Here is a 22,698-nt window from a genome sequence, read left to right on the forward strand (position 1 = left end):
TTTAACAAGAAATATAAGAGTCTTAGGCACATTTTAAAAAGTGCCTAAGACTTTTTTGCGTTATGCCCAACTTGAAATCATGTCGCCCTCTATTCTTAGCAAGCACTAATCTTGAATGTCCTGTTCGAGTCATGGACATTACATTGTGGAAGTTTAACCTTGACACTCCGACAACTTATCTGTTATCATTGAGTTGTCAGTAAACTATTGTTTGCCTTTAAGGCTTAATTTCCCAAAAGGAAAACGAGGGAACCGCTTTTAGGGTTAGGCGCCCAAAAGTTGGGTATTTAATGCTTATACCCCTGAGCTAATCAACTTCGTAAGCGGTTTGTAACATCTTAATGCGTTTTTTTCTTTTGGGAACCGAAAAGGGTTCTCTTTAATTTTGCCTTTGCTTGCTACACTTCATTTATAGCAAAGAGCAGGGAATCTGAAACTTTAATTTAGTATAACTTGGAAGGAGATTAAAAATGAAACGATTTAAACCACTTCTCGCAGTTACGTTAGCTTTGTCCCTTTTTGGATTAGCAGGTTGCGGAGCATCGGGGACTGAGAGTAATGCTAAATCTGCCTTAGAAACCGCAAAGGAAAGAGGATATGTGGTTGTTGGATTTGCTAATGAAAAGCCTTATGCATATCAAACACCAGACGGAAAGCTTACTGGAGAAGCAGTAGAAGTTGCAAGGACAGCTCTCAAAAATATGGGTATTAATGAAATGAGAGGAGAATTAACTGAATTTGCTTCTCTGATCCCCGGACTTAATGCCAAGCGCTTTGACATGATTACTGCTGGTATGTTCATTAATCCGGAAAGGGCAAAAGAAGTAGATTTTGCTAATCCTGAGTACAGTATTGGAGAGGGGATTGCCGTTAAAAAAGGAAATCCGCTTAATATTCACAGTTACGAAGATATTGCAGCTAATCCCAAAGCAAAAATTGCCGTTCCTGGAGGAGCGATTGAGTATGATTATCTCTTGAAATCTGGAGTTCCACTGAAGCAAATTATGACTGTTCCTGATATGCCAGCTGCCTTATCCGCTCTCCAATCTGGACGTGCTGATGCCCTTACTGCCACTGGCCCATCTGTCCAAGCAACTCTTGAAACTGCAAACAATCCAGATTTAGAAAGAGTCATGGACTTTATGCAACCGATTATTGACGGCAAAGAAGTCCTTGGTTATGGTGCTACAGCCTTCCGCAAAGAAGATAAGGATTTCCGTGAGGCTTTTAACAGTGAACTTGAAAAGCTTAAAAACTCCGGTGAGTTGCTGAAGATCATTTCTCCCTTCGGATTTACCGAACAAGAGTTGCCTGGTGATAAAACGGCTGAAGAGTTAAGCAAAGCTGCAAGCTAGTTAATTTCTACTCAATTGTGCCAGTGAATAAACTTCTAAGAATACTGAAAAGCGCTTTCTAAAACCTTTCCGAAAGGGGTCGGTGTAAACCTATGTGGTTTGATATTCTCCCTTCTTTCTGGGAGGGAACAAAAATAACAATTGAACTAACCCTATTCTCCGCTGTCATCGCCTTTTTTCTCGCTTTTGCGGCAGGATTTGGCCGGCTTTCAAAATTTAGAGCAGTCCGCTTGCTATCTGCAACCTATGTCGAGATTTTTAGAGGAACATCCTTGTTTGTTCAACTCTTCTGGATATACTTTGCTTTGCCATTGTTCGGAATTATGTTGCCAAAAATGGTCGCCGGTGTATTGGCGCTCTCTCTTAATGCAGGCGCCTATGGGTCTGAGATTGTGCGAAGTACTATTATTTCCGTGCCTAAAGGACAAACGGAAGCAGCTATTGCCCTTAATATGACCCCTTGGCAAAGAACCCGGTTGGTTATATTGCCACAAGCTTTAGTAATGATGCTTCCACCCTTCGGTAATCTAATAATCGAATTGCTTAAAGGCACTGCACTTGTGTCACTGATAACCCTTTCAGACTTAACATTTGTGGCGACAGTTCTCAATTCCTCAATAATGCGTCCAACCGAAATATTTTCAGTCTTGTTGATCATCTATTTTGTCATCTCCCTGCCCTTTACTCGAGGGATTCGGTGGATTGAACACAGGTTATCTGCGGGGAGGTATTAAGTATGTGGAACTGGGAATATGCTATCATGATCTTACCTGAGATTTTAAAGGCATTGAAAATAACTGTTTCTGCCACTTTTGTCGCTTTTGTTGTTGCTTTGGTTGTGGGTTTGATGCTGACTCTTGCCCGCAGATCTAATTTTAAACCGCTCTCCTTATTTGCGGGTGGGTTTGTGGGGTTTGTCAGAAGTACTCCTCTTTTAGTGCAACTATATTTTATCTTTTATGTCCTGCCTGAGTATGGACTGTCCCTTACTCCATTTGTTGCTGGGGTTATTGGTTTAGGACTTCACTACAGCACCTACCTTGCCGAGGTATATAGAGGTGGAATTGAGTCAATTCCGCCTGGACAATGGGAAGCGGCTAAAGCACTTAATTTTTCCACCCTCAATACATGGAAGAAAATTATTTTGCCCCAATCCATTCCACCTGTAATACCGGTAATGGGGAACTATCTAATAACTATGTTTAAAGAAACTCCCATACTCTCAGCGATCACACTAGTTGAGATAATGCAAACAGCTAAGATGCTTGGTTCTCACTCATTCCGCTATCTGGAAGCTTTTACAATAGTGGGAGTGCTGTTCCTCGTATTGAGTTATTCATCCTCGCTTATGGTGAGGCGCTTGGAAGTTCGACTAAATCTCAGATAGACCTAAGTGAGAAAATTTTCGAAGGAGGTTGATCGTATGAGTGTACCATTGAAATTAATCTATAATGAGGACCCAACCAAAAATACTGGAAGCGAAGCTCGTAAAAATATAGTGGGTCCGATTGTCATTTATAACAATATCAGTAAGTCATATGGTGATCTTCAAGTTCTAAAGAATATCGACCTTGAGATTGCACCAGGTGAAAAGGTAGCTTTAATTGGACCCAGTGGATCGGGTAAAACGACTTTAGCCCGCCTGCTCATGACCTTGGAAGAACCAACTTCCGGTACGATTGAAGTTGAAGGGGAAATGCTCTGGCATCAGAGAGTGAACGATAAACTGATTAAAGCCAACGAAAAACATCTTCATCAAGTACGGGGTAACATCGGTATGGTCTTTCAGCACTTTAACCTTTTCCCACATATGACAATTTTACGAAACGTCATGGAAGCCCCCCGAAATGTGCTCGGACTAAGTAAGGAAGAAGCTAAAGAACGGGCTGTGAAGATGCTTGCACAAGTTGGGCTCTCGAGCAAAATTGATGCATACCCTGCACAGCTTTCAGGAGGACAGAAACAACGTGTAGCAATTGCTCGTGCTCTAGTTATGCGCCCGAAAGTGATGCTTTTTGATGAGCCCACTTCGGCACTCGATCCGGAGTTAGTCGGTGAAGTCTTGGAAGTGATAAAAGCGATCGCTTTAGAAGGAGAAATGGCTATGCTTTTGATCACCCATGAAATGGATTTTGCAAAGGACGTAGCAGATCGAATTTTGTTCTTTGATCAAGGGAGGATTATTGAACAAGGTCCGCCGAAGAAGATATTTAATAATCCTGAAAGCGAACGATTACAAACATTTTTAAGTCGATTTAATCGGCATTAAAGTGAACTCGTTCAGCTAAAGCTGAACATCGAGACTACGGTGACGTAAGTCTCCAGTACGATAGTCTCCGGTGGAGATTATCGTACTGGAGGCTTTCGTCGCCGAAGTAGAATATGGAACACCTACTTGAAGAGGTGTCTCAAAATTGATAAAAATGAAATAGCTTACAAAAGCGGGCCGTTCGGCTCGCTTTTGTAATTTTCCAAACTGTGTTCAAATAAAACCCCTCATAGGTATGTTAAAAATTCCTATTGTCAATTGCCCCGATTTATGATAAATATATAATATAATACGTACGGGGGGTATAGGGGATGGAGAAGGATAATACTATTTCTCGCAGAACATTTTTCAAGAGAACTACTGCGGCCGGTTTACTTGGAGCATTAGCAGCAACGGGTCTTAACAAGCCTGTTCAGGCCGCAGGTTTAAGTAATGGAAAGTTGGGTACTCTAATTGATCTATCAAAGTGTGACGGGTGTAAAAATTATGGCACACCACTTTGTGTCGAAGCATGTGGTAAGCATAATCAGAAACGATTCCCAGAACCGCAAAAGCCTTTGAAAAAATACTGGCCACAAGATAAAGTTGAAGACTGGTCTAATAAGCGAGATCTCAAAAGCCGTTTGACTCCTTATAATTGGACGTTTGTCGATCATGTTAAAGTTAAGCATAACGGGGCCGAGCAAGAAATTTATGTTCCAAGACGATGTATGCATTGTGATAATCCGACCTGCTCAAAGTTGTGTCCTTTTAGCGCGATCACTAAAGATGTCACCGGGGCTGTATCCATTGATGATGAAATATGCTTTGGAGGGGCAAAATGTCGTGACGTATGTCCATGGGGCATTCCGCAACGTCAAGCCGGAGTTGGAATTTACTTGGATATTGCACCGGACTTAGCTGGTGGTGGAGTCATGTATAAGTGTGATATGTGCGTTGATCTTTTGGCAGAAGGCAAAAAACCCGCTTGCGTAAGTGCCTGCCCCACAGGTGCCATCTCGATTGGTCCCAGAGATGACATAAGAAACCTTGCTTACGAAAAGGCTAAAGAAATTGATGGTTATGTCTATGGGGATAAAGAAAATAGGGGAACAGCAACTCTTTATGTTTCTGTAGTTCCGTTTGAGATGATTGATGCGGCGATTAAAGCGGACAAAGCGACCAAAAAGGATACTGCTCCAGGTCGCCCTGGTATGCCTGTTAATGTTGAAAATTACCTTTCTACAGGAAAAGGAATGTTTATCAGTGCGGTAATGGCTCCATTCGCAGGGGCGGCAGTTGCAGGTCTAACAGCTTATCGAACCATAAAAGGGGATAATGCAAAACGAAAACAGCAGAACACGAACAATCAAGGAGGGGAGAATAACGATGGCGAAGAAAATATCTAACACAAAGCAAAGTAAAATATTACGACAAAGCCTTGCCAATCGGTTTGTCCACTGGACAACTGCTCTCTCAGTCCTGTTGCTTATTATCACGGGCTTAGGGCAACTTCCCCTGTATACTCGGTACAATGTCACTAAGTTGCCGGGAGCGGAATGGCTTGGAGATTATTTTATAACCATTAACCTGCATTATCTGGGTGCGCTTGGTCTATTGTTTGCGGTATTTTTCCATGTTGTATATGCATTTGCCCGCCGAGAGTTTGATATCTTCCCACGTAAGGGTGATATGAAAGAATCTTATCAGATTATCAAAGCAATGCTGACCAAAGGGAAAGAGCCCGCTTCGGATAAATACCTAGCCGAACAACGTGTAGCTTATTTGTTTATCGGGGTAAGTCTTTTCCTATTGATTGTTACGGGTTTGATTAAGACTTTTAAGAATGTTCCAGGTATTGAACTCTCACATTCTTTCTTGTATTGGAACACTGCATTGCATAACCTGGGTACGGGCTTAATTATCTTTGGCATAATTGGGCACTTAGCAGCATTTTTGCTTAAAGAAAACCGCCCGCTTCTTCCGGGGATGTTCACGGGCTCAATTAATCGGGAGTATGTCAAACATCGTCATAGTCTTTGGTATGCAAGACTCCTTCGCGATGGAGAAATCAATGAATCTAATATCGATGTATCAGAAACTCATCTTCGCGCGGTCGATTCGAGACACGACAATTACAAGAATCAGTCCCTGTAGCCGGATTACCACAAAGGAAGAACTCCTCACAAATAGTCGTGAGGAGTTCTTCCTTTGTGGAGATGTTTCAGAGATTATCTACCCGTGAAGACAGGTTTTCTTTTTTCAAGAAAGGCTGTAACCGCTTCGCGTAAATCTTCCGTACCGCAACAAAATGTAGATTGAGACTGTTCGAAGAGCAATCCAGTCTGGACGCTGCTTTCATTAGCTAAATTGATCCCTTTCTTTGCAAAACGAATCCCTGCTGGAGGGAAGTCCGCCATTTTATGGGCAAGCTTCATCGCTCGTTCATTAAGTGCTTCATTTTTTACTAAAATTTCAACCAAGCCAATTCGCAATGCTTCTTCTGCATCAATTTCTTCACAGCCCATAATCAGTCGCTTTGCCTGTCCTATACCCACCAGATGGGTTAAGCGGGTAGTTCCTCCCATATCGGGAGATAAACCAAATCGTACTTCAGGAAGAGAAAACTTAGCATTCTCAGCGGCTATTCTAATATCGCAACCGAGAATTAGTTCAGTAGCAGAACCATAGCACAGGCCATTTATCGCAGCAATAACCGGGATAGGAAGCTCCTGCCAAAAAGAGTACAAATTTTGCAGCCATACAAGGTTATCCATTATAAACTGCGAACTGACACTCTGTAAGAATTTAAGGTCAATTCCAGCAGAGAAGTTTTCACCATTAGCGTTTATTATGATTCCTGCCAGGTTATGGTCATTTAGGATTTCCTTTTGGATTTCCTCTAATTCATAAAGAAAATCTGAACCAACTAAATTGAATCCTTTGGCATTATCAAGAGTTATTATTCCGATTCTGCCATCCCTATCAAAGGCTAGATGGTTTCCATAGCTCATTTTTTTATTCCCCCATTTCTATTGCATTCTTGTCTACTTGTACTGTAATATATTTTAACTGGAAAATCTATGCTATTTGGACTGATTAAGCAAATAAATGAATTTAAATTCATTTATTTCCGAAGTGTACTTAAGCCAAATAGTACAAGCAGTGAACTCGTTCAGCTAAAGCTGAACATCGAGACTTCGGTGACGAAAGTCTCCATCACCGAAGTAGAATAAGGAACACCCACTTGAGGAAGTAGGTGTCTCGGAATTGATTGAGTAAAACTAGGTATATTTGCTTAGTAAAGAGTAGAGTCTAGTTAAAATGGGATTGAAAAATGAAGTGATTAGTATTTAGTTGGCTCGAGCTAAGATGAGTTGCGAGAAGTAAAATGATAAGAAAATGGTTATAGAAAGAATGGGTGGAATATGAGAGTCATTATTGTTGAAGGGAAAACAGATAAACAACGTTTGCTCCAGATGTTGGATGAACCAGTCGAGATAGTTTGCACTTATGGAACTTTGGGTTTGGATAAATTGGAAGAGTTGATAGCGAATTACAGTGATGATGAAGTTTGCGTGCTCCTGGATGCAGATGATGCAGGTGATAAAGCCAGGCGGTTATTTAAACAAGAATTTCCTAACGTTCGGCACTTATACACCCACCGTATGTATCGAGAGGTGGCGACCACTCCGCTTAGTGTCTTGGCCAGGATTCTCGAGGGCGCTTATTTCGCTGTGAAGATACCAGACGCTGAAGAACTATTTTGACAAACATGAAATAAACTCCACCTCTAAAGAATATTATTATTCAGAATAGTAGGAATCTGGTCGTTAATGTAGAATAACTAGATTATAATTACTTAAGAGGGTGGAGATTTAATGAATGACTTAGCTTTGGAAGCTCGTTCGCGTGCAGGTAATAAATTCAGAAATGGACTAAATTGTTCTGAGTCAATCGTGCATACTTTTAATGAGATGCTCAACAATCCAGTGAGCTCAGAGGCTTTAAAAATGGCTACTGGTTTTGGAGGAGGATTAGGGCAGGCCGGTTGTATGTGTGGTGCCTTAACAGGCTCCGTCATGGTATTAGGTCTTTTTAAGGGTCGCTTTGAACCCGAAGAAGCTAGAGAGCCAGCTTATAACCTAGCTCACGACTTTCACGATCGATTCCTTAAAGAATACGGAGCTACTTGTTGCAGGGCCTTAAATCTCCATGAGTTTGACTCACAAGAGCATTTGCGCGGTTGTTTAAAACTTACTGGAGGAACGGCTAAGTTGCTGATGGAGTTCATTCGAGAAAAGGGATTAGTTGATGCTGATTTTTCTTGGCCTACTATAGCTTAAGATCATACGTTGTAACAGTACCAGCAATAATAAGAGCAAGCAATTACCTTTATTAAAAGATAAATTGCTTGCTCTTAGTATGTAGTCATTTCTCTAGTTTTCTTGAAGCTGTGATTCAGGTTCTGCAGAAACGACCTCCACGTTAGGTGGGAGCAGGTCATCGCTTTGACTGACTATGATGTCAGCTTTTTTAGTCTTTAGAGATTCTTGAATAAAGGATTGAAGATCATCTGCTAACCTTTTTCCTTTTGTCGCGAGATCGGTTCCCTGATGTTTTAAGGTGCCAGCATGATGAAGAGTGATGTCCCCGACGCGTTCTAAAACAGTATCGGTTTTTTCTTGAATACCTTGACGTAATGCTCTGCCGCTTTTAGGGGCAAACATGAGGCCGACAACGGAGCCTACTAAGCCTCCAACAAGGGCGGCAACCGCGATCGTGCTGAGAGAAGGGCTCTGATCAGTTCTTAGAATCTTTTTCATATTCTCATCCTCTCCTTACGTTAATTACATATTATGGTACATGTATATTTATTATTATATCATGAAGTTAATTCAGATCGTTACTTTTTTAACTAATTAACGTTTAATAATCAGCATAGAAAGTTTAGAGAATCTATTTCAGTTTGATGCTTTGTCATCTAAATTTGCCGGACAACAACACGTGTACCTTCAACAGCTATTACTTTGACCCTTGATCCAGTGGTTACAAATACTCCCTCTGTAACAACGTCAAGTCGTTCACCACTAAAATCAGCTGTCCCTGCTGGGCGTAATTGACAGAGTGCAATTCCGTGTTTGCCCAAGAAGATTTCGTAGCTTCGCAGGGGCGCTGTGTAGCCTTCTTCTTGGGTTTGGCACGTTTTCAGAGAAAATCTATCCCAAATAAAACGAGTTTGAGGCAGGCGGAAACTCAAGGCGAATAGTCCTGCGAAAGAAAGCAGTAATAAAAATATAAGAAAGAGGCCTAGAGCAAAAGAATCAACCGATTGCATAATCGCTATGCTCAGAGTAATGATACCAATTAGACCGAGAATGCCTCCGGGAACAAAAATCTCCAAGATGAGGAGTACGATACCGATTACAAATAAAGTAGCAACTAATCCAGTCCCCAACGTTTCCACCTCTTTCCTTATAGAAACCTTTACTAGATTATATAACATGTTCCTGCTTAATTGGCAATTCTAGTCACGTCTCCCAAGATCCTTGTGTATATTCTAAAATTCTCTTTTAATTAATAGGTTAAGGGTGGAAAGTAATGAGACAGGCTTGCATATAAAAAATAGTAAGCTTTATTTGGGAGGAATCTACTTTGGAATTAATGTATACTTTCCCAGCGGTTATTGGCTTAGGGGCCCTTCATTCTTTAGAACCGGGGCATGGAAAAGGAGTGATTACTGCTTATTTAATTTCTTCCGGTGCTAAAATGAAAGAAGCAATTATGATTGGGCTAATTTCAGCATTGGCCCATACACTCTCAATTGTCCTTTTAGCTGTTTCGGCTTCGACGGCGGTAAAAGTATTTGTGCCGGAAAATTTAATCCATTGGCTCCAACTTATTTCAGGAATTGTCGTTATTTATATAGGACTTAATATAATTACGCAAAGACTCTTTAGTAATTATGAAAAAAAGCAAAAATATCACAACACCGTACACAGCCATCATTGCGATAGTCAATGTAATCATAATCATGTTAAGTTGAAGACTAATCCTTCCAGCCGATTCGATTTATTTCTGACTGGTTTTTTTACTGGAATTGTTCCCTGTCCAAGTGCCCTGGCGATTCTTCTTGCGGCAGTTTCAGCGGATAAAATTCCTTTAGGCTTAGGATTGGTTGGAGCTTTCTCAATCGGAGGTGCTATTACGATGGTAGCTATTGCACTATTTGTTGTTCGAGCCAGTCATACAATGAAGAAACTGGAAAAATGGCAGGTGGTTAATCGTTTAGCATTGGTTTCCTCTTGTTTGATCATATTTCTAGGTGGGGCAGTAATTTTCCAATCCATTAATCATATAGGGGTATCTGCATTCTAGATTAATTACGCTGGGGTTTAGCGCCCTTTAGGTCAGGGGTCAGGTAAATATCTAGTGCATGTGAAGCGTCTCGATGACACTCTAAACAAGATTGCGATTTCTTTATAGTTTCGTAGTGGTTTACCTTAGCTGTATTTTTTAAGCGTAACGTATCTGGATAGGTCTCGCTGTCCCCTAAATGACATATGAGACAATTTTGGTCAGAGACAACAGCACGAGTAGGAACTGTAAAGTCACCGCTATAGTGTTGAAATACATAGTTTAGCCCTCGGGCCTTTGCGTGGAATTTCCCCAATTCACCTCTAGGTTGATGACATTCTAAACAGTTAAGGTTGTTATGAGGGGATTGCTGCTAGGATGTAACGTATTCTTTAACCTCATGGCACTTGGCACAAAAAGAAGGCCCGGATGTCGCAACATAAGCTATTTGAAATAGAACATATGAACCTATGATTGCTATAAGACTGCCCAAAATAACCTTTTTCCACATAAGAATTCCTCCTTTGATACATGAAAAATAGTATGTACAAATATATTTTTTTTATCATCAATTTACATGTCAAAGATACAAGGAAAGAATCTTAAAAAAATTGGAAAGGATGATTAGGAAACTACTCCTTATTATGGTAAAATGGAAATATATTGTTTTATGACTAGAAATAGTAAGGAGAGATTTTGTGAGAAAACCATTAACCCTTCTTAGTTGCTTTTTGTTTATGCTAGCTCTTATACTTAACGGCTGTGGCGGTGAGATCTCACCTACAGCCGTGGAACAACCTGCAGAGGTGGAGAGCACTGCCGCTAAGGAAGTACTGGCGGCTGCGCCAGTCTACAAACGAACAGAAATTATTTCGTCGCCAAATGAAGCAAAACAACTTCTGCTTGATGGAAATGAGCGCTTTACTGAAGGTAAGCCTTTAAGTAAGGATCTAAGTTTTGCAAGACGAAGTGAATTGATGAAGAACGGTCAGCATCCATTTGCGGTTATTTTAAGTTGTTCAGATTCGAGGGTTCCTCCCGAACTTCTTTTTGACCAAGCCTTGGGTGATTTATTCGTTATCCGAATCGCTGGAAATGTGGTTACCCCAGTTGAATTAGGAAGTGTAGAGTATGCTGTTGAGCATCTGAATACTCCTTTAGTCGTAGTTCTCGGTCACGAAGAATGTGGTGCGGTAACTGCTGCTGTGCAGAATGGGGAGACACATGGCAGTATCACAGCCATTCTAGATAAAATAAAGCCTGCAGTGGACAGAGCTACGGCTATGGGCGCCAGTGAGAGCGATCTGATTGAAAAGAGCGCAGAGTTAAACGTTCAGAATGCTAAAATGGATATCTTAAAGAGTCCGATTATTGAAGAACGTTTAAAAGCAAACCAAGTAAGTGTTTTAGGGATTATGTATGATCTTGATGAAGGTGTACTGAAGTTGATTGATTAGTAAGTAAGCAAGCAAGCAATTAAGTAAGTAGTCAGTCTTTTATGTTAGTTAGGTCAAACAACTAATATTAAGCCCTGAGAGAAATCTAAAATATTAAAACATAATAAAATAATCTGAAGAGGTCTAAATGTATCAAAAGGCTCCCCGATAACTAATGCCAGGGGAGCCTTTTGCAGGTTGTAACCTAAGTCAAACAGGGTGTGGAAAAATAAGGTATATACTTAATGAAGGACTTTAATAGAGTTCTGTCGAATAACAAATAGTTGTGACTATCTAAAAATAGGATTTTAAAGGAGCTTTTATGGAATTTATAGCCTTACTAATTGATTTTATTCTCCATATCGATAAACACTTAGTTGAAATAATTCAGAACTACGGGACTTGGACTTATTTAATTCTTTTCCTTATTATTTTCAGTGAGACCGGATTTGTGGTTACACCCTTCCTTCCAGGAGACTCATTACTTTTTGCGATTGGGGCTTTAGGGGCAAAAGGTGCGTTAGACTTTAAGTCAGCAATTGTGCTTCTCATCCTTGCTGCGGTTGGTGGTAACACATTAAATTACTTTATTGGTAAAACAATTGGACATAAAATACTAGCCATGAGAAACTCTCGCATTATTAAGAAGGAGTATCTTAATAAGACTCATGCCTTTTATCAGAAACATGGTGGCAAAGCCATAATACTGTCTCGATTTGTACCGATAATCCGTACTTTTGCTCCCTTTGTTGCAGGATTAGGGAAAATGAGCTTTACAAGATATAGTGTATATAACGTTATCGGCGGTGTTTCTTGGGTCTGTCTGTTTATGTTTGCCGGGTATTTCATTGGCAACATAGAGGAGGTTAAGAACAATTTTACCTATGTAATTTTTGCGATAATCTTTGTTTCTTTGTTGCCAACAATTGTTCCGTATCTTCAAAGTAAAAGACGAAGATAGGCGTAATATAAATATTAGCTCTTTAAAAGAATCTGTTTTTCTTAAAGCCCAGCATATTCACAATTTGTGATTAAGTTGGGCTTTTTGCTTTAACCAATATGGGTAATTATTTTAATTATTTTTTCTTCTCCCCTAGATTTGGATTTCAAAACAGGCAGAAATAGTGTAAAATTACACTGAAAGGGTGTATTTTCAATGACAAGAATAGAATTTATTAATAAAGTCTCACTGAAACTAAAGTTAATCCGCCTTGAAAGGGATTATACCCAGGATAAGATGGCCGATATAATAGGTATATCCAAAAAGACCTTAGTTCAGATTGAGAAAGGTAGGTCCCTCCTGGGTTGGTCTGGTGCAGTGGCCTTATGTACAATTTTTAGAGACAGTGAAGTCCTAGAGATGACCTTTGGAGGGGATCCTCAAGATATTATCCTTTCTTTAGCCTTTACTGATTATGAAAGTAACGAAAAAACCATGGGCGGGAAAATATGGTGGACTGATATAGAGGGGGAGGATCAATTTAGAATCCAACAGAATATTATCTCCAGGCATTACAGGATTCTTGATGGTCAAGACCGAAGGATTTGCTCTTCCTTTGATGATGCCTATATTCGAAAAAGATTTCGAGAGCTCTTGAAGAAAGCGGAGGTTTAATAAAAAGTGTTAAATTTTATTAGGGCTTATATTAAATCAATGAGGCTTTACTACGCATTTGTAACAGGGATTGCAGGTTGGATAGGAATGGCCTTTTATGAGTACATCGCCAAGTCTCCATTTCAGACCGTAGAGATAGTTCCAGTGACTGAAAAGAAAGCCCTTGTGCTGGTCGTGCTTTTTCTCAGCTGGGGCATAAACCAGATTATTAACGACTACTTAGGTTTGAAAGAGGATCGCGTGAATGCACCGCATCGCCCCATGGTTAATGGTGAACTCAATCCGCAAAAAGCGCTGACCTTAACAGGAATACTGCTGATTATCTCTTTACTGACTACATATATCTATTTGGAACCAATTGCCCTTTTTCCCGCAATCTTAGGAATTTTATTAAATATTGTCTACGAATACGCTAAAGCCCATGGGATTTTAGGGAACATTGTCTTTGGTCTGATGATTTCTACCTGCACCGCCTATGGGTTCCTGGCAGCCGGTCCGACAAACTCTCCTTATTTTACATATAGTCGTGTTTCAGTACTAATTCTAGTGGCTGTCATGAATGGATTAATGACCTTTTATACTTATTTTAAAGACTATGAAGGGGATAAGGCTGCAGGCAAACGGACAATAATCGTGCGCTTAGGAGTTGACAAGTCCAGATATCTGGCTGCTATTTCCGCTCTGCTTCCTGCAGGAATCTTTTTAGTGCTCTATATGAATAATTTTATCGAAGCTAGGGTTAACAATATGTTTCTGATTCTAGCTGGATTAACATTTTTTCTGGAATTGTGGACGGGATATCTATATTTTAAGAATCCTCAAGGAGAGAGAACCTACTACTCACTGGTGGCTAATTTCCGCGCTTGCATCTGCGGTCAGGCAACTCTTATTGCGTTATTCAATACCGAACTGGCTATGCTCCTATTTTTAGTATCCTATATGTTTGTAGGCTTCTTATTTGACCTGCACACAGATCCTAAATCCTAGGATGCTCAAGCATAAGTTTCGCCGAAGCCTTCTCCTTTAAGAGTGTTTCGAAGCGAAGAGAACTTATACTCCCACTGAAGCAGCAACCCATAGAATGCAACTCGTTGATGCAACAAGCCTGAAATGATAAAAGGTTGCGAAGCAAATGGAGGTTTTAAATGAAACTGTTTGAACCAGCGAGAATTGGGCCCTGTAGTTTAAAAAACAGGATCATACGGTCGGCAACTTTTGAGGGAATGTGTGATTCCCAAGGCCATCCCTTACAAGCATATGAACATCTATATAAACAGTTGGCTTCAGGCGGCGTGGGCGGGATCATTACAGGGTTTGCCTATATTTCTCCTGAAGGAAAAGCAATGCAACCAGGCCAGGCCGGAATTGACTGTGAGGGAATGATTAAGTTTTTTTTGCCTGTTACAGAGGGAGTTCACGAATACGGTTGTAAGATTTTTATGCAACTGGCTCACACCGGCAGGCAGACCAGGAAAAAAGAAACTAGTCAAGATGTCTGGGGGGTATCCAATAAAAGGTCTTTATATTTTGGAGGAACTCCTCGGGAATTAAGCACAGAACAAGTATATTCACTGGTTAAGCAATTTGGAAAAGCAGCTGGATACGCCAAAGCTGCTGGATTCGACGGAGTACAAATCCACGCGGCCCATGGCTACCTGATCCACCAGTTTATATTGCCCTCGATTAATAATAGAAATGATGAGTTTGGAATTTGTAATAATAGTAAGATAGGCACAAGATTCCTAGGGCTGGTTCTTGAAGAAATCAGAAATAAGTGCGGTAAAGATTTTGCTCTATTGATTAAGGTAAGTGGTAGCGATGATTATTTTAATAAGTTTGCGACCGAGCAGTTTGCCAGCCTCATAGGCTTTCTAGATGAACAAAAAGTGGATGGTATAGAGATTAGTTATGGGACAATGGATAATGCGTTAAATATCTTTCGTGGAGATATCCCTCTTAAAGTGATCCTAAAGCACAACCCTGTCTTTAAAAGCAGTGACAATATTAATAGTATCCTTAGATTACTTTATAATGGCCTTATTTACTGCCTGATGAGGGTAAAACTTAAGCCCTTTACGTCGGCTTATAATCTTGACTATGCTAAAATTGCCAAAGCATTGACAGACATTCCTATTCTGAGTGTTGGCGGTTTCCGAAAGGGAGCAGATATGCGGAACTGCCTGGAAAATGGCTTTGCAGATTTCATCAGTTTGTGCAGGCCGTTAATTTGTGAACCGGATTTGGTTGATAAACTCCTGCGAGATGAGAGTTATACTTCCAAATGCGTCAATTGCAATATTTGTGCTGTTATGTGTGATTCAGACCAGCCGACAAGGTGTTATAAGAGATAATTTTATACTGTAACTATCAAATTTAGGTTTTAGTTTAGAGAAGGAAGGGAGATTTGAGATAAAAATGGAAGACAGGATTATTATGACTATCCAAAGCGTTTTAGATAAACGTCCCGTAATCACCTTAGACAGTCATTTGCTAGAAGATCTAAGGGTAGATTCTTTAGACAAGCTAATGATTCTTTCGGCTTTGGAGGATGAATTTGCCATAACTATTGCCGAAGACGATTTTGCTGATGTGGTTACCATAAACGATATTGTAATGAAACTCAAAGCTAGAGGGTTTTTCGAGGGTACCCACTCCCATTTGTAAGTGGACTTTCACGATTTGGATCAAAGAATTCATTCACTAGGAGGAAACATGGATCTGAGAGATTTTTACAGCAGGTTAAGTGTGGATGAGAGCCTTGCCGAAGTCATGGGGTATAACCCTTATTACCAGAAGATAGACTCGGGTCTGAATGCTAGAATTTTGGTAAACGGACATGAAATGATTGACCTGGCTTCGAATAACTACTTGGGCCTGGCTGCTGACAACAGGGTAAAGCAGGCTGCGATGGAAGCCATTAAAAAATATGGAGTTTCCCTTTGCGGTACTCCAATCGCGACTGGATATATCGATTTATTCCAACGACTGGAGAAAAAGTTGTCGCACTTTGTTGGGCTGGAAGAGACCATTATTTTACCCTCGTGTTACCAAGCTAATAATGGGCTATTTAACTGTATTGCCGGTCCCAAAGACCTGATTGTAGTCGATCGGTTAGTTCATTCGTCTTTGATTGAAGGAATTAAATCGACAGGAAGTAAAATCAGACCCTTTCTGCATAATAATTTAGAGCACTTAGAAGGGATCTTGCAGCGATCAATTGGTTATAGGCAGGTCTTCGTTGTGACAGAGTCTGTTTTTTCCACAGAGGGCAGTATTGCCCCCTTTAAAGAGATCGTCCAGCTGTGTGAAAAATACGAGGCCATGCCAATAATCGATGATTCACATGGTATAGGGGTGTTGGGAAAATCAGGCCGAGGTATACTCGAAGAGCAGAGGATAGCAGGGTACAGAGGAATTTATACCGCCTCCTTAGGAAAAGCAATTGCAAATTCCGGTGGAATGATCAGTGGGGAAAAAAAGCTGATAAACTATCTCAAATACTATTGCTCCCACCTGGTTTACTCTACAGCCCTTACCCCGGCAGTCCTGGCAGGTATTAGTTCAGTTCTGGATATTATTCATTCTGAGTTTAGCGGAATCAAGGAAAAGCTGATTAACAAGCAACGACAAATTTATGAAGCTCTTCTTGAAGGCGAATTTAAGGTAATATATAGTAAGGCACCCATCAATTCTATTCAAACTGGCAGTAAAGAAGCGACATTTATTCTTAACCAAAAGCTGTATGAAAAGGGGATTCTCTCTACACCCTTCATTGAACCTGCTGTTCCTATCAATGAAGGACGAGTTAGGTTGATTGCCAGTGCAAGCCTATCCCAAGATACTGTAGATGAAGCCGTCGCGATTATCAAAAGGATAGGCCTTTCATGAGATATTTGTTCATATTAAACCCGGGTTCCAAGGGTGGGAAAAGTAAAGCAAAGTTTGAAGAGATTTTTGCTTTTCTACATAATAAGCAGGTGAAGTTTGACTATAAGTTGACCAAGACCCTTGAAGATGCATACACCTTTTCTAAAGAAGGAAATAAAAATGGCTATGATGTCATTGTCGCTGTGGGAGGAGACGGAACGATTAACAGGATAATCAATGGGTTTTATGATTCTATGGGCAAAAGAATTTCTAATTCTAGGCTGGCAGTTATTCATACTGGCACCAGTCCGGATTTTTGCAAGAGTTACGATTTGCCGCTGGAAATCGATCAAGCTCTGAACGCAGTTCTTAAGGGGAAGTATATTGAGATACCGATAGGTAAGATTTCTTATATTGGTGAGTATGACAAGAGGTTGGATGATCGTCCGCTTGGCATGACTCATGAAAATCTGCAAACCAGTTATTTTGCCTGCTGTGCTAATATCGGAATCGGAGCTTCGGTGGCTAGGGGAGCAAACAGTGGGATCAGAGACTCTATCGGGGATTTTGCAGGGACGTTGGTATCCTTGATCAAGACTTTGTTTAGTTATCGGCCTGTCAACTATGCGCTCTGTATTGACGGGAAAAACCAAGTCTATAAGAAGGTTTACAATATATTTGTGGGAAAAACCACCTATATAGCTTCGGGGATTAAGGTGAAAAACAAGCTTACTTTAAGAGAGCATCGATTTTATGCCCTAACCATTAAAAACATTGGTTATGCTAATTTGCTCAGCGTATTGAGAAAGTTATACTGTGCAAAGGAGTTTGCAAATAACAACACAATGTCCTTGCAATATGCTCGGAAAATCGAAGTGTACGGAAGCAACAGAAATAATGAATTGGAGTTTGACGGTGATCCAAGAGGATTTTTGCCTTGCGTGATTGAGCCAGCTCAGGACCCTTTAGACGTAATAAGATAAAATATGTAAGAAGGTTGATGATGAATAGAGAACAAGAAATAATCGAAGTAATTAATAGACATATGCCCAGGAGTACCAGCCAAGTTAATAATCTCTTTGAATCAGACTCGGAAATCGTTGCTTTTCACGGTAAGAGTCTTCTTTATAATATCGACGAATTTTCTGAAGAAGACTTGTTGAGAGAAGATGACCCTTATATGCTGGGTTGGAATATGGCAACAGGCAGTATTAGTGACATTCTGGCTTCAGGGGGCAGCCCAAAGTTCTATGCCCATAGCATGGTTATCCGAGACTCTTGGACGAAGGACTATGTTGAAAAACTATCTCTTGGAGTTGCCCAGGTCCTGAAGAAAGTGGGGGCAACCTTTATCGGTGGAGATTTTGGAATCTCTAAGACCTGGAGATATACCGGTTCGGTCATAGGGGATCTAGAGGGACAGGCCATGTTAAGGAGTGGGGCCAAGGTTGGGGACGGGATTTTTCTTACCGGGCCAATTGGCAGAGGGAATGTGGAAGCTACGCTCAAACTGTATGAGCAAAACTTATTAGTCAAACATCTAGCGGGGCGATGGAAAAATTCCTTCCAGTTGAGAAGCAAAGAGGCCGAGGTCATTAAGCGATACAGCCGTTGCTGCATTGATACTAGCGATGGGGTTTTTAATGCTTTAGGCTCAATTTCTGAGATGAGTGGGACAGGTTTTGTCATTGGGAGCCTGCCCTATGTAAAGAGCGGATTATTATTGGCAAAAACTCTTAACCTTCCTAAAGAAATGCTCTTTTTGGGAGAATGCGGAGAGTATGAATTACTCTTTACCCTTGGTAAAGAAGCTGAAGACGATTTTTTAGAAGAAGCACTGAAGAAGAAGCTGACATTTTATAAAATCGGAGAAGTAAAAGACCCGGGTATTAAATCACTCTGGGAAAAAGCACGAGAGATCGATTTAAGAACTTACACTTTACGTGCCAGGGACTGGAAAGATCCGAGAGACTATTTGCGGAATGTCGCGAACTTTCTTACTAGACCCAATGAAGCAGAGCGGAATAAAAGTTGATAAAAGTCGGTTCTAATAGCTTTGATGCTCGAACCTCGATTAATAGGAGATGGCTTGTGTGAAACGAAGAGTTGTTATTACAGGGATAGGTCCGGCCACGGCCATAGGGATTGGAAAAAAGGATTTCTCCGCAGGCATTTTCGGTCTGAAAACATGCCTGGCAAAGATCCCCAAAAGCTATGAACAAAACTATATGTTTAAATCTCGTTACTTCGTACCTAAACCAAAATTCTCTCTCACCGATTTAGGATTCCATAAATCGGTGGAAGGGATGATGGAAGAGGTCTCCAGAATTTCTGTTTTATGTACTATGCTTGCTTTGCAGGATGCTGGGTTTAAGATAAGCAACGGAGATAAATATATGCAAGTTGAGGGTCTGCAAAACTGTGGCACCATTATCGGGATTGGAATGAGCAGCCTGCAGACAGCCTTCGATTCTTATACTGCTCATATCGCCGATTCGAGGGTGTCGGCATCTGAGCCTCGCTCAACTTTAGAATCTAGTCCTAACTCTGACCCTGACCAAAGTCTGAATACGAACTCAAACCCGAATAAACCCAGATTCAATAGAATGGTTATTCCCATGCTGATGACAAATTCCCCTGCAGCCTGGATATCCATCCTCTTCGGACTTAAAGGGTTCAGTTATACTCTCAATGCTTCCTGCGCTTCAGGAAGTTATGCTCTTGGTGAGGCATACAGAACAATTTCTGATGGCAGATGTGATATGAGTCTAACGGGCGGTGTTGAGGCCTTGGCTGAAAAGAACGGGGCAATAATGAGGGGCTTTGATATGCTCTCCACGCTCACGAGGGCAGAGGATGGGAGGCCCCAACCTTTCTCTCACCAAAGAAGTGGATTTTTATTTAACGAAGGGGCAGGCTGTGTTCTCGTCTTAGAGGAGCTAGAACGAGCTCGAAGCAGGGGGGCGGAAATTTATGCTGAGGTTGTTAGGTATGAAGCGGGTAGTGACAATTACAGCATTGTCCAAATGGATCCAAGTGGGGATAATATAGCTAGTCTTTTTGGAAAGATTTGCCGAGGGATAAAAGTTGACTATCTGAATGCTCATGGAACAGCGACTCCAACAAATGACGACATAGAAAGCAGAGTGATTCAAAGAATCTTTGGGGATAAAAGCACCCAGCCATTTATAAATTCTACCAAAGGAATCTTAGGGCACAGCATCGGGGCCAGTGGAGCTTTGGAGGCGGCGGTAACAGCTCTATCTATTAAAGAATCCAGAATCCATGGTAATTTGACCTCTGAACCTATGGGAAATTTAAATCTTCCCATGGAGACACTTAAGACTCCCATTGAATATGCACTGTCCGCTTCCTACGGCTTTGGAGGACATAATGCCTTAATTCTCTTCAAGAGGTACCTGGAAGATGAATAAGAATGGAGTCATGATCACAGGAGCGACAGGATTTATTGGCAGTCACCTTACTAGGGAGTTTTGTAATAATCAGGTCAGAGTTGGTTGTCTGATCAGAAATGACAGCAACCTGACTAGCCTTGAGGGGCTGTCCGTAGAGTTGAAGACTGGGGATATCAGGAATGTTGAGGAATTGACACGAGCTTTCAGCGGCTATGATTGGATTATTCATAATGCAGCAAAAGTAGCTGACTGGGGGGATTATGAGGAATTTTATCAGACAAATTCAGTAGGTACAGTCAATGTCTTAACCGCCTGTGTTCGCGCTGGGATAAAAAACGTCCTCATGACAGGGTCCAATTCCGTTTATGGAGAAGAAAACTGCTTTATCGTCAAGGATGAACAATCTCCATATAATGCCCATTACCAGTACTTTGGAGACAGTCTTTTTCCTTGCAAGTTAAATTACTATCGTGATACCAAAACCCTGGCTAAAAAAGAGGCCTTAGCCTTTGCCGCAACTCATGATCTGAACCTAACCATTTTAGAGCCTGTTTGGGTTTATGGAGAGAGGGAATTCAACACAGGTTTTTACGAATACCTAAAAACAGCCAAGGAAGGAATACCCTTTGTCCCAGGAGCAAAGCAGAACAAATTTCATGTCATCTATGCCGGAGACTTAGCTAGAGCTTATTACTTGGCTTATACAAAAGAGCTGACTGGCATACACTGTATTCTAGTCGGCAATGAGCATCCTGAAAACATGGACAAGATTTATGAGTTGTTCTGTTCCGAGGCGGGGCTGAAAAAGCCTAGAAATCTTCCCAAGGGGTTGATCTACCCTCTTGCTTTCCTTATGGAACTTCTATTCAGTCTATTCAAATCTTCGAGTCCTCCGCTCTTAACCAGAGGAAGAGTGAATATGTTCTACGACAATATTGAGTTTTCCGTGAAAAAGGCCAGACAAATCCTAGGTTTTAGAAACTCTATAAGTCTAGAGGAAGGGGTCAAAAGAACGGTTTTATGGTACAAACAGCAAGGGCTGATTTAATAAGTCAGTCTTGAGATGGGGGGATAACCTGTGATAAAAGTCAGCAATGTTACAGGTCTGGGAAAAATAGTATTTAATCTGAAATTAAAAATGAGCATTTTTTTTTACTTTCTCCCAGCGCTCTGGAAAGGGGAACTTTCCCTTAAAAGGTTTATTGCTCTAATGAAAAGGCTTCTGCTTTTTGTATCTAGGATGAGACATAATAAATTTGTAAAAATAGGGGATAAGACTCGCTTAGGCTTGTATATCCCCGGTTTTCCATCTCCAGCTTTTTACACTGCCTGCCAGAAATTTAGTCAATTTAAAGAAAGAATGCCCTGTACCACGGTCTTATTATCGATTACATCCGCATGTCCTTATCATTGCAAGCACTGTTATCAGAAGCTTGACAGGGGCAAAGATGTTGATATCGAAACTCTGATAGGGATCGTCAGGAGGTTGCAGGAGATGGGGATTGCCTTCTTCAATATCGAGGGCGGAGAACCCTTCTTTGCTTATGGACGGCTAAAGAGGATTTGCTCAGCTATTGATTCCAGATCGGAAATCTGGATAAATTCTACGGGAGCCGGTATGACAGACGAGAGGCTTGCGGAACTTAAGGAGCTAAATGTGACCGCAGTCATGTTTTCTCTGCACAGCCCCCATGCAGACTCTTTTAATGGCTTTTTGGGCAAAGAATCTGCTTGGTATACTATGGAGGCAGGGGTTAAGATGTGTCAGGGTGCGGATTTGGCGGTCGCCTTTAACACATGCCTGATGCGAGACGATTTTTACAATGGTACTTTTGAACAAATCATGGAGGTAGCCAAGGACTTTAAGGCTTGTCTGATCCAAATTATAAAGCCCAAACCTGCGGGAGGGTGGCTAGAGAAAGAAGACCTCGAATTTACTCCGCAGGACATTGAATATATCAAAGCAAAGGTAAACCGATACAATTTACAAGAAGAGTTTGCAGAATATCCAGCCATATCGGCTCAGATAATAGAAGAAGATGAGTCTGTTTTTGGCTGTACTGCCGGAGGAACAGACAGATTTTATATCAATGCCAAGGGAGACCTGCAACCCTGTGAATTTCTAAATATTTCCTTTGGCAATATCATGATGGATAGATTTGAAGATATCTATCAAAAAATGCGTAATTGTTTCGCTTGGGGTGGGGAATGTTATCTATGCGAAAATTGCTCGCAAGAGATTCATAGGCTTTATCATGAGAATAGCTTGAATTCCCTTCCACTGACCCCGGAGCTTTCGGAGCAGATCTATAGTTCTTGGGAGCGGGGGAGGCGAACGGATTTATATGATAGGTTGGAGAGCTTGAAGTAATCCGCACCTAACGATTTGGTCATATGCATATTC

The 22,698-nt window shown here is 41.0% G+C and carries 25 protein-coding genes; 21 read left to right on the forward strand and 4 right to left on the reverse strand.

The features are described 5' to 3' along the window. Window positions 1-470: 470 nt before the first annotated feature. The 6 genes from ehuB to M8E35_RS14210 all read left to right on the forward strand — a co-directional run bounded on the left by ehuB (window position 471) and on the right by M8E35_RS14210 (window position 5,760). Window positions 471-1,355 carry an ectoine/hydroxyectoine ABC transporter substrate-binding protein EhuB gene (gene ehuB, locus M8E35_RS14185; protein WP_252469827.1) on the forward strand — a complete coding sequence of 295 codons (885 nt, stop codon included), beginning with the start codon at window positions 471-473 and terminating at the stop codon, window positions 1,353-1,355. A 92-nt stretch (window positions 1,356-1,447) separates the two neighbouring features. Further along, the gene (gene ehuC / locus M8E35_RS14190) at window positions 1,448-2,089 is read left to right on the forward strand and encodes an ectoine/hydroxyectoine ABC transporter permease subunit EhuC (RefSeq protein ID WP_252469828.1); all 642 of its coding nucleotides are present in this window, start codon (window positions 1,448-1,450) and stop codon (window positions 2,087-2,089) included. Between the two features lie 2 nt (window positions 2,090-2,091). Then, window positions 2,092-2,742 carry an ectoine/hydroxyectoine ABC transporter permease subunit EhuD gene (gene ehuD, locus M8E35_RS14195; RefSeq protein ID WP_252469829.1) on the forward strand — a complete coding sequence of 217 codons (651 nt, stop codon included), beginning with the start codon at window positions 2,092-2,094 and terminating at the stop codon, window positions 2,740-2,742. A gap of 36 nt (window positions 2,743-2,778) precedes the next feature. Beyond that, window positions 2,779-3,624 carry an ectoine/hydroxyectoine ABC transporter ATP-binding protein EhuA gene (ehuA, locus tag M8E35_RS14200; RefSeq protein WP_289710837.1) on the forward strand — a complete coding sequence of 282 codons (846 nt, stop codon included), beginning with the start codon at window positions 2,779-2,781 and terminating at the stop codon, window positions 3,622-3,624. Window positions 3,625-3,935: 311 nt separating this feature from the next. Then, on the forward strand, window positions 3,936-5,012 hold the full coding sequence (locus M8E35_RS14205; RefSeq protein ID WP_252469830.1) for a 4Fe-4S dicluster domain-containing protein: 1,077 nt from the start codon (window positions 3,936-3,938) through the stop codon (window positions 5,010-5,012). Then, on the forward strand, window positions 4,993-5,760 hold the full coding sequence (locus M8E35_RS14210; RefSeq protein WP_252469831.1) for a formate dehydrogenase subunit gamma: 768 nt from the start codon (window positions 4,993-4,995) through the stop codon (window positions 5,758-5,760). Before M8E35_RS14205 ends, M8E35_RS14210 begins: the two co-directional genes overlap by 20 nt. A 74-nt stretch (window positions 5,761-5,834) precedes the next feature. Here the strand turns inward: M8E35_RS14210 and M8E35_RS14215 are convergent, their stop codons facing one another. Then, window positions 5,835-6,617, reverse strand: coding sequence for an enoyl-CoA hydratase/isomerase family protein (locus M8E35_RS14215; RefSeq protein WP_252469832.1), 783 nt, complete (start codon window positions 6,615-6,617; stop codon window positions 5,835-5,837). 414 nt (window positions 6,618-7,031) lie between these two features. On the opposite strand from M8E35_RS14215, the gene M8E35_RS14220 reads away from it, so the two are divergent. Further along, complete coding sequence (locus M8E35_RS14220; RefSeq protein WP_252469833.1) at window positions 7,032-7,373, forward strand: toprim domain-containing protein; 342 nt, start codon at window positions 7,032-7,034, stop codon at window positions 7,371-7,373. A gap of 111 nt (window positions 7,374-7,484) precedes the next feature. Next, window positions 7,485-7,949, forward strand: a complete 465-nt coding sequence (locus M8E35_RS14225) for a C-GCAxxG-C-C family (seleno)protein (RefSeq protein WP_252469834.1) — start codon at window positions 7,485-7,487, stop codon at window positions 7,947-7,949. Window positions 7,950-8,042: 93 nt separating this feature from the next. On the opposite strand, the gene M8E35_RS14230 is transcribed toward M8E35_RS14225, so the two are convergent. Continuing rightward, entirely contained in the window at window positions 8,043-8,429 is a 387-nt protein-coding gene (locus M8E35_RS14230) for a YtxH domain-containing protein (protein ID WP_252469835.1), read from the reverse strand. Window positions 8,430-8,587: 158 nt separating this feature from the next. After that, window positions 8,588-9,070 (reverse strand): NfeD family protein, encoded by a 483-nt coding sequence (locus M8E35_RS14235; RefSeq protein WP_373887453.1) that lies wholly within the window; start codon window positions 9,068-9,070, stop codon window positions 8,588-8,590. A 197-nt stretch (window positions 9,071-9,267) separates the two neighbouring features. Between M8E35_RS14235 and M8E35_RS14240 the strand changes: the two genes are divergently transcribed. Next, the gene (locus M8E35_RS14240) at window positions 9,268-9,981 is read left to right on the forward strand and encodes a nickel/cobalt transporter (RefSeq protein ID WP_252469939.1); all 714 of its coding nucleotides are present in this window, start codon (window positions 9,268-9,270) and stop codon (window positions 9,979-9,981) included. A gap of 352 nt (window positions 9,982-10,333) precedes the next feature. Here the strand turns inward: M8E35_RS14240 and M8E35_RS14245 are convergent, their stop codons facing one another. After that, a complete protein-coding gene (locus M8E35_RS14245) occupies window positions 10,334-10,471 on the reverse strand; it encodes a NapC/NirT family cytochrome c (RefSeq protein WP_252469837.1) in 138 nt (45 codons plus the stop codon). Window positions 10,472-10,658: 187 nt separating this feature from the next. On the opposite strand from M8E35_RS14245, the gene M8E35_RS14250 reads away from it, so the two are divergent. The 12 genes from M8E35_RS14250 (at window position 10,659) to M8E35_RS14305 (ending at window position 22,665) form a co-directional block, all read left to right on the forward strand. After that, on the forward strand, window positions 10,659-11,417 hold the full coding sequence (locus M8E35_RS14250; RefSeq protein ID WP_252469838.1) for a carbonic anhydrase: 759 nt from the start codon (window positions 10,659-10,661) through the stop codon (window positions 11,415-11,417). A 301-nt stretch (window positions 11,418-11,718) separates the two neighbouring features. Further along, window positions 11,719-12,357, forward strand: a complete 639-nt coding sequence (locus M8E35_RS14255; protein WP_252469839.1) for a DedA family protein — start codon at window positions 11,719-11,721, stop codon at window positions 12,355-12,357. Between the two features lie 195 nt (window positions 12,358-12,552). After that, a complete protein-coding gene (locus M8E35_RS14260; protein WP_252469840.1) occupies window positions 12,553-13,011 on the forward strand; it encodes a helix-turn-helix transcriptional regulator in 459 nt (152 codons plus the stop codon). 6 nt (window positions 13,012-13,017) lie between these two features. Continuing rightward, window positions 13,018-13,998, forward strand: coding sequence for a UbiA family prenyltransferase (locus M8E35_RS14265; RefSeq protein WP_252469841.1), 981 nt, complete (start codon window positions 13,018-13,020; stop codon window positions 13,996-13,998). Window positions 13,999-14,156: 158 nt separating this feature from the next. Then, window positions 14,157-15,362, forward strand: a complete 1,206-nt coding sequence (locus tag M8E35_RS14270) for an NADH:flavin oxidoreductase (RefSeq protein ID WP_252469842.1) — start codon at window positions 14,157-14,159, stop codon at window positions 15,360-15,362. A gap of 64 nt (window positions 15,363-15,426) precedes the next feature. Continuing rightward, window positions 15,427-15,675: an acyl carrier protein gene (locus tag M8E35_RS14275; RefSeq protein WP_252469844.1), complete on the forward strand. Its 249-nt coding sequence runs from the start codon at window positions 15,427-15,429 to the stop codon at window positions 15,673-15,675. A gap of 48 nt (window positions 15,676-15,723) precedes the next feature. Next, complete coding sequence (locus M8E35_RS14280) at window positions 15,724-16,899, forward strand: aminotransferase class I/II-fold pyridoxal phosphate-dependent enzyme (RefSeq protein ID WP_252469846.1); 1,176 nt, start codon at window positions 15,724-15,726, stop codon at window positions 16,897-16,899. Further along, a complete protein-coding gene (locus M8E35_RS14285) occupies window positions 16,896-17,861 on the forward strand; it encodes a diacylglycerol/lipid kinase family protein (RefSeq protein WP_252469848.1) in 966 nt (321 codons plus the stop codon). The genes M8E35_RS14280 and M8E35_RS14285 overlap by 4 nt, the downstream gene beginning before the upstream one ends. 20 nt (window positions 17,862-17,881) lie before the next feature. Then, window positions 17,882-18,913, forward strand: a complete 1,032-nt coding sequence (locus M8E35_RS14290; protein WP_252469850.1) for a thiamine-phosphate kinase — start codon at window positions 17,882-17,884, stop codon at window positions 18,911-18,913. A 49-nt stretch (window positions 18,914-18,962) separates the two neighbouring features. Then, window positions 18,963-20,312, forward strand: a complete 1,350-nt coding sequence (locus M8E35_RS14295; RefSeq protein ID WP_252469851.1) for a beta-ketoacyl-[acyl-carrier-protein] synthase family protein — start codon at window positions 18,963-18,965, stop codon at window positions 20,310-20,312. Next, complete coding sequence (locus M8E35_RS14300) at window positions 20,305-21,342, forward strand: NAD-dependent epimerase/dehydratase family protein (RefSeq protein ID WP_252469852.1); 1,038 nt, start codon at window positions 20,305-20,307, stop codon at window positions 21,340-21,342. Before M8E35_RS14295 ends, M8E35_RS14300 begins: the two co-directional genes overlap by 8 nt. Before the next feature lie 30 nt (window positions 21,343-21,372). Next, on the forward strand, window positions 21,373-22,665 hold the full coding sequence (locus M8E35_RS14305; RefSeq protein ID WP_252469853.1) for a radical SAM/SPASM domain-containing protein: 1,293 nt from the start codon (window positions 21,373-21,375) through the stop codon (window positions 22,663-22,665). Window positions 22,666-22,698: the final 33 nt, after the last annotated feature.

This window comes from Desulfosporosinus nitroreducens (assembly GCF_023897015.1).
Taxonomy (GTDB): Bacteria; Bacillota; Desulfitobacteriia; order Desulfitobacteriales; family Desulfitobacteriaceae; genus Desulfosporosinus; species Desulfosporosinus nitroreducens.

Coding starts and splice junctions, on each gene's coding strand:
- M8E35_RS14245 (WP_252469837.1), bottom strand. CDS start 10,471: ATGTGGAAAAAGGTTATTTTGGGCAGTCTTATAGCAATCATAGGTTCA.
- M8E35_RS14240 (WP_252469939.1), top strand. CDS start 9,268: ATGTATACTTTCCCAGCGGTTATTGGCTTAGGGGCCCTTCATTCTTTA.
- M8E35_RS14275 (WP_252469844.1), top strand. CDS start 15,427: ATGGAAGACAGGATTATTATGACTATCCAAAGCGTTTTAGATAAACGT.
- M8E35_RS14220 (WP_252469833.1), top strand. CDS start 7,032: ATGAGAGTCATTATTGTTGAAGGGAAAACAGATAAACAACGTTTGCTC.
- M8E35_RS14300 (WP_252469852.1), top strand. CDS start 20,305: ATGAATAAGAATGGAGTCATGATCACAGGAGCGACAGGATTTATTGGC.
- M8E35_RS14255 (WP_252469839.1), top strand. CDS start 11,719: ATGGAATTTATAGCCTTACTAATTGATTTTATTCTCCATATCGATAAA.
- M8E35_RS14225 (WP_252469834.1), top strand. CDS start 7,485: ATGAATGACTTAGCTTTGGAAGCTCGTTCGCGTGCAGGTAATAAATTC.
- M8E35_RS14260 (WP_252469840.1), top strand. CDS start 12,553: ATGACAAGAATAGAATTTATTAATAAAGTCTCACTGAAACTAAAGTTA.
- ehuC (WP_252469828.1), top strand. CDS start 1,448: ATGTGGTTTGATATTCTCCCTTCTTTCTGGGAGGGAACAAAAATAACA.
- ehuD (WP_252469829.1), top strand. CDS start 2,092: ATGTGGAACTGGGAATATGCTATCATGATCTTACCTGAGATTTTAAAG.
- M8E35_RS14290 (WP_252469850.1), top strand. CDS start 17,882: ATGAATAGAGAACAAGAAATAATCGAAGTAATTAATAGACATATGCCC.
- M8E35_RS14215 (WP_252469832.1), bottom strand. CDS start 6,617: ATGAGCTATGGAAACCATCTAGCCTTTGATAGGGATGGCAGAATCGGA.
- M8E35_RS14295 (WP_252469851.1), top strand. CDS start 18,963: ATGGCTTGTGTGAAACGAAGAGTTGTTATTACAGGGATAGGTCCGGCC.
- ehuA (WP_289710837.1), top strand. CDS start 2,779: ATGAGTGTACCATTGAAATTAATCTATAATGAGGACCCAACCAAAAAT.
- M8E35_RS14205 (WP_252469830.1), top strand. CDS start 3,936: ATGGAGAAGGATAATACTATTTCTCGCAGAACATTTTTCAAGAGAACT.
- M8E35_RS14280 (WP_252469846.1), top strand. CDS start 15,724: ATGGATCTGAGAGATTTTTACAGCAGGTTAAGTGTGGATGAGAGCCTT.
- M8E35_RS14270 (WP_252469842.1), top strand. CDS start 14,157: ATGAAACTGTTTGAACCAGCGAGAATTGGGCCCTGTAGTTTAAAAAAC.
- M8E35_RS14210 (WP_252469831.1), top strand. CDS start 4,993: ATGGCGAAGAAAATATCTAACACAAAGCAAAGTAAAATATTACGACAA.
- ehuB (WP_252469827.1), top strand. CDS start 471: ATGAAACGATTTAAACCACTTCTCGCAGTTACGTTAGCTTTGTCCCTT.
- M8E35_RS14285 (WP_252469848.1), top strand. CDS start 16,896: ATGAGATATTTGTTCATATTAAACCCGGGTTCCAAGGGTGGGAAAAGT.
- M8E35_RS14230 (WP_252469835.1), bottom strand. CDS start 8,429: ATGAAAAAGATTCTAAGAACTGATCAGAGCCCTTCTCTCAGCACGATC.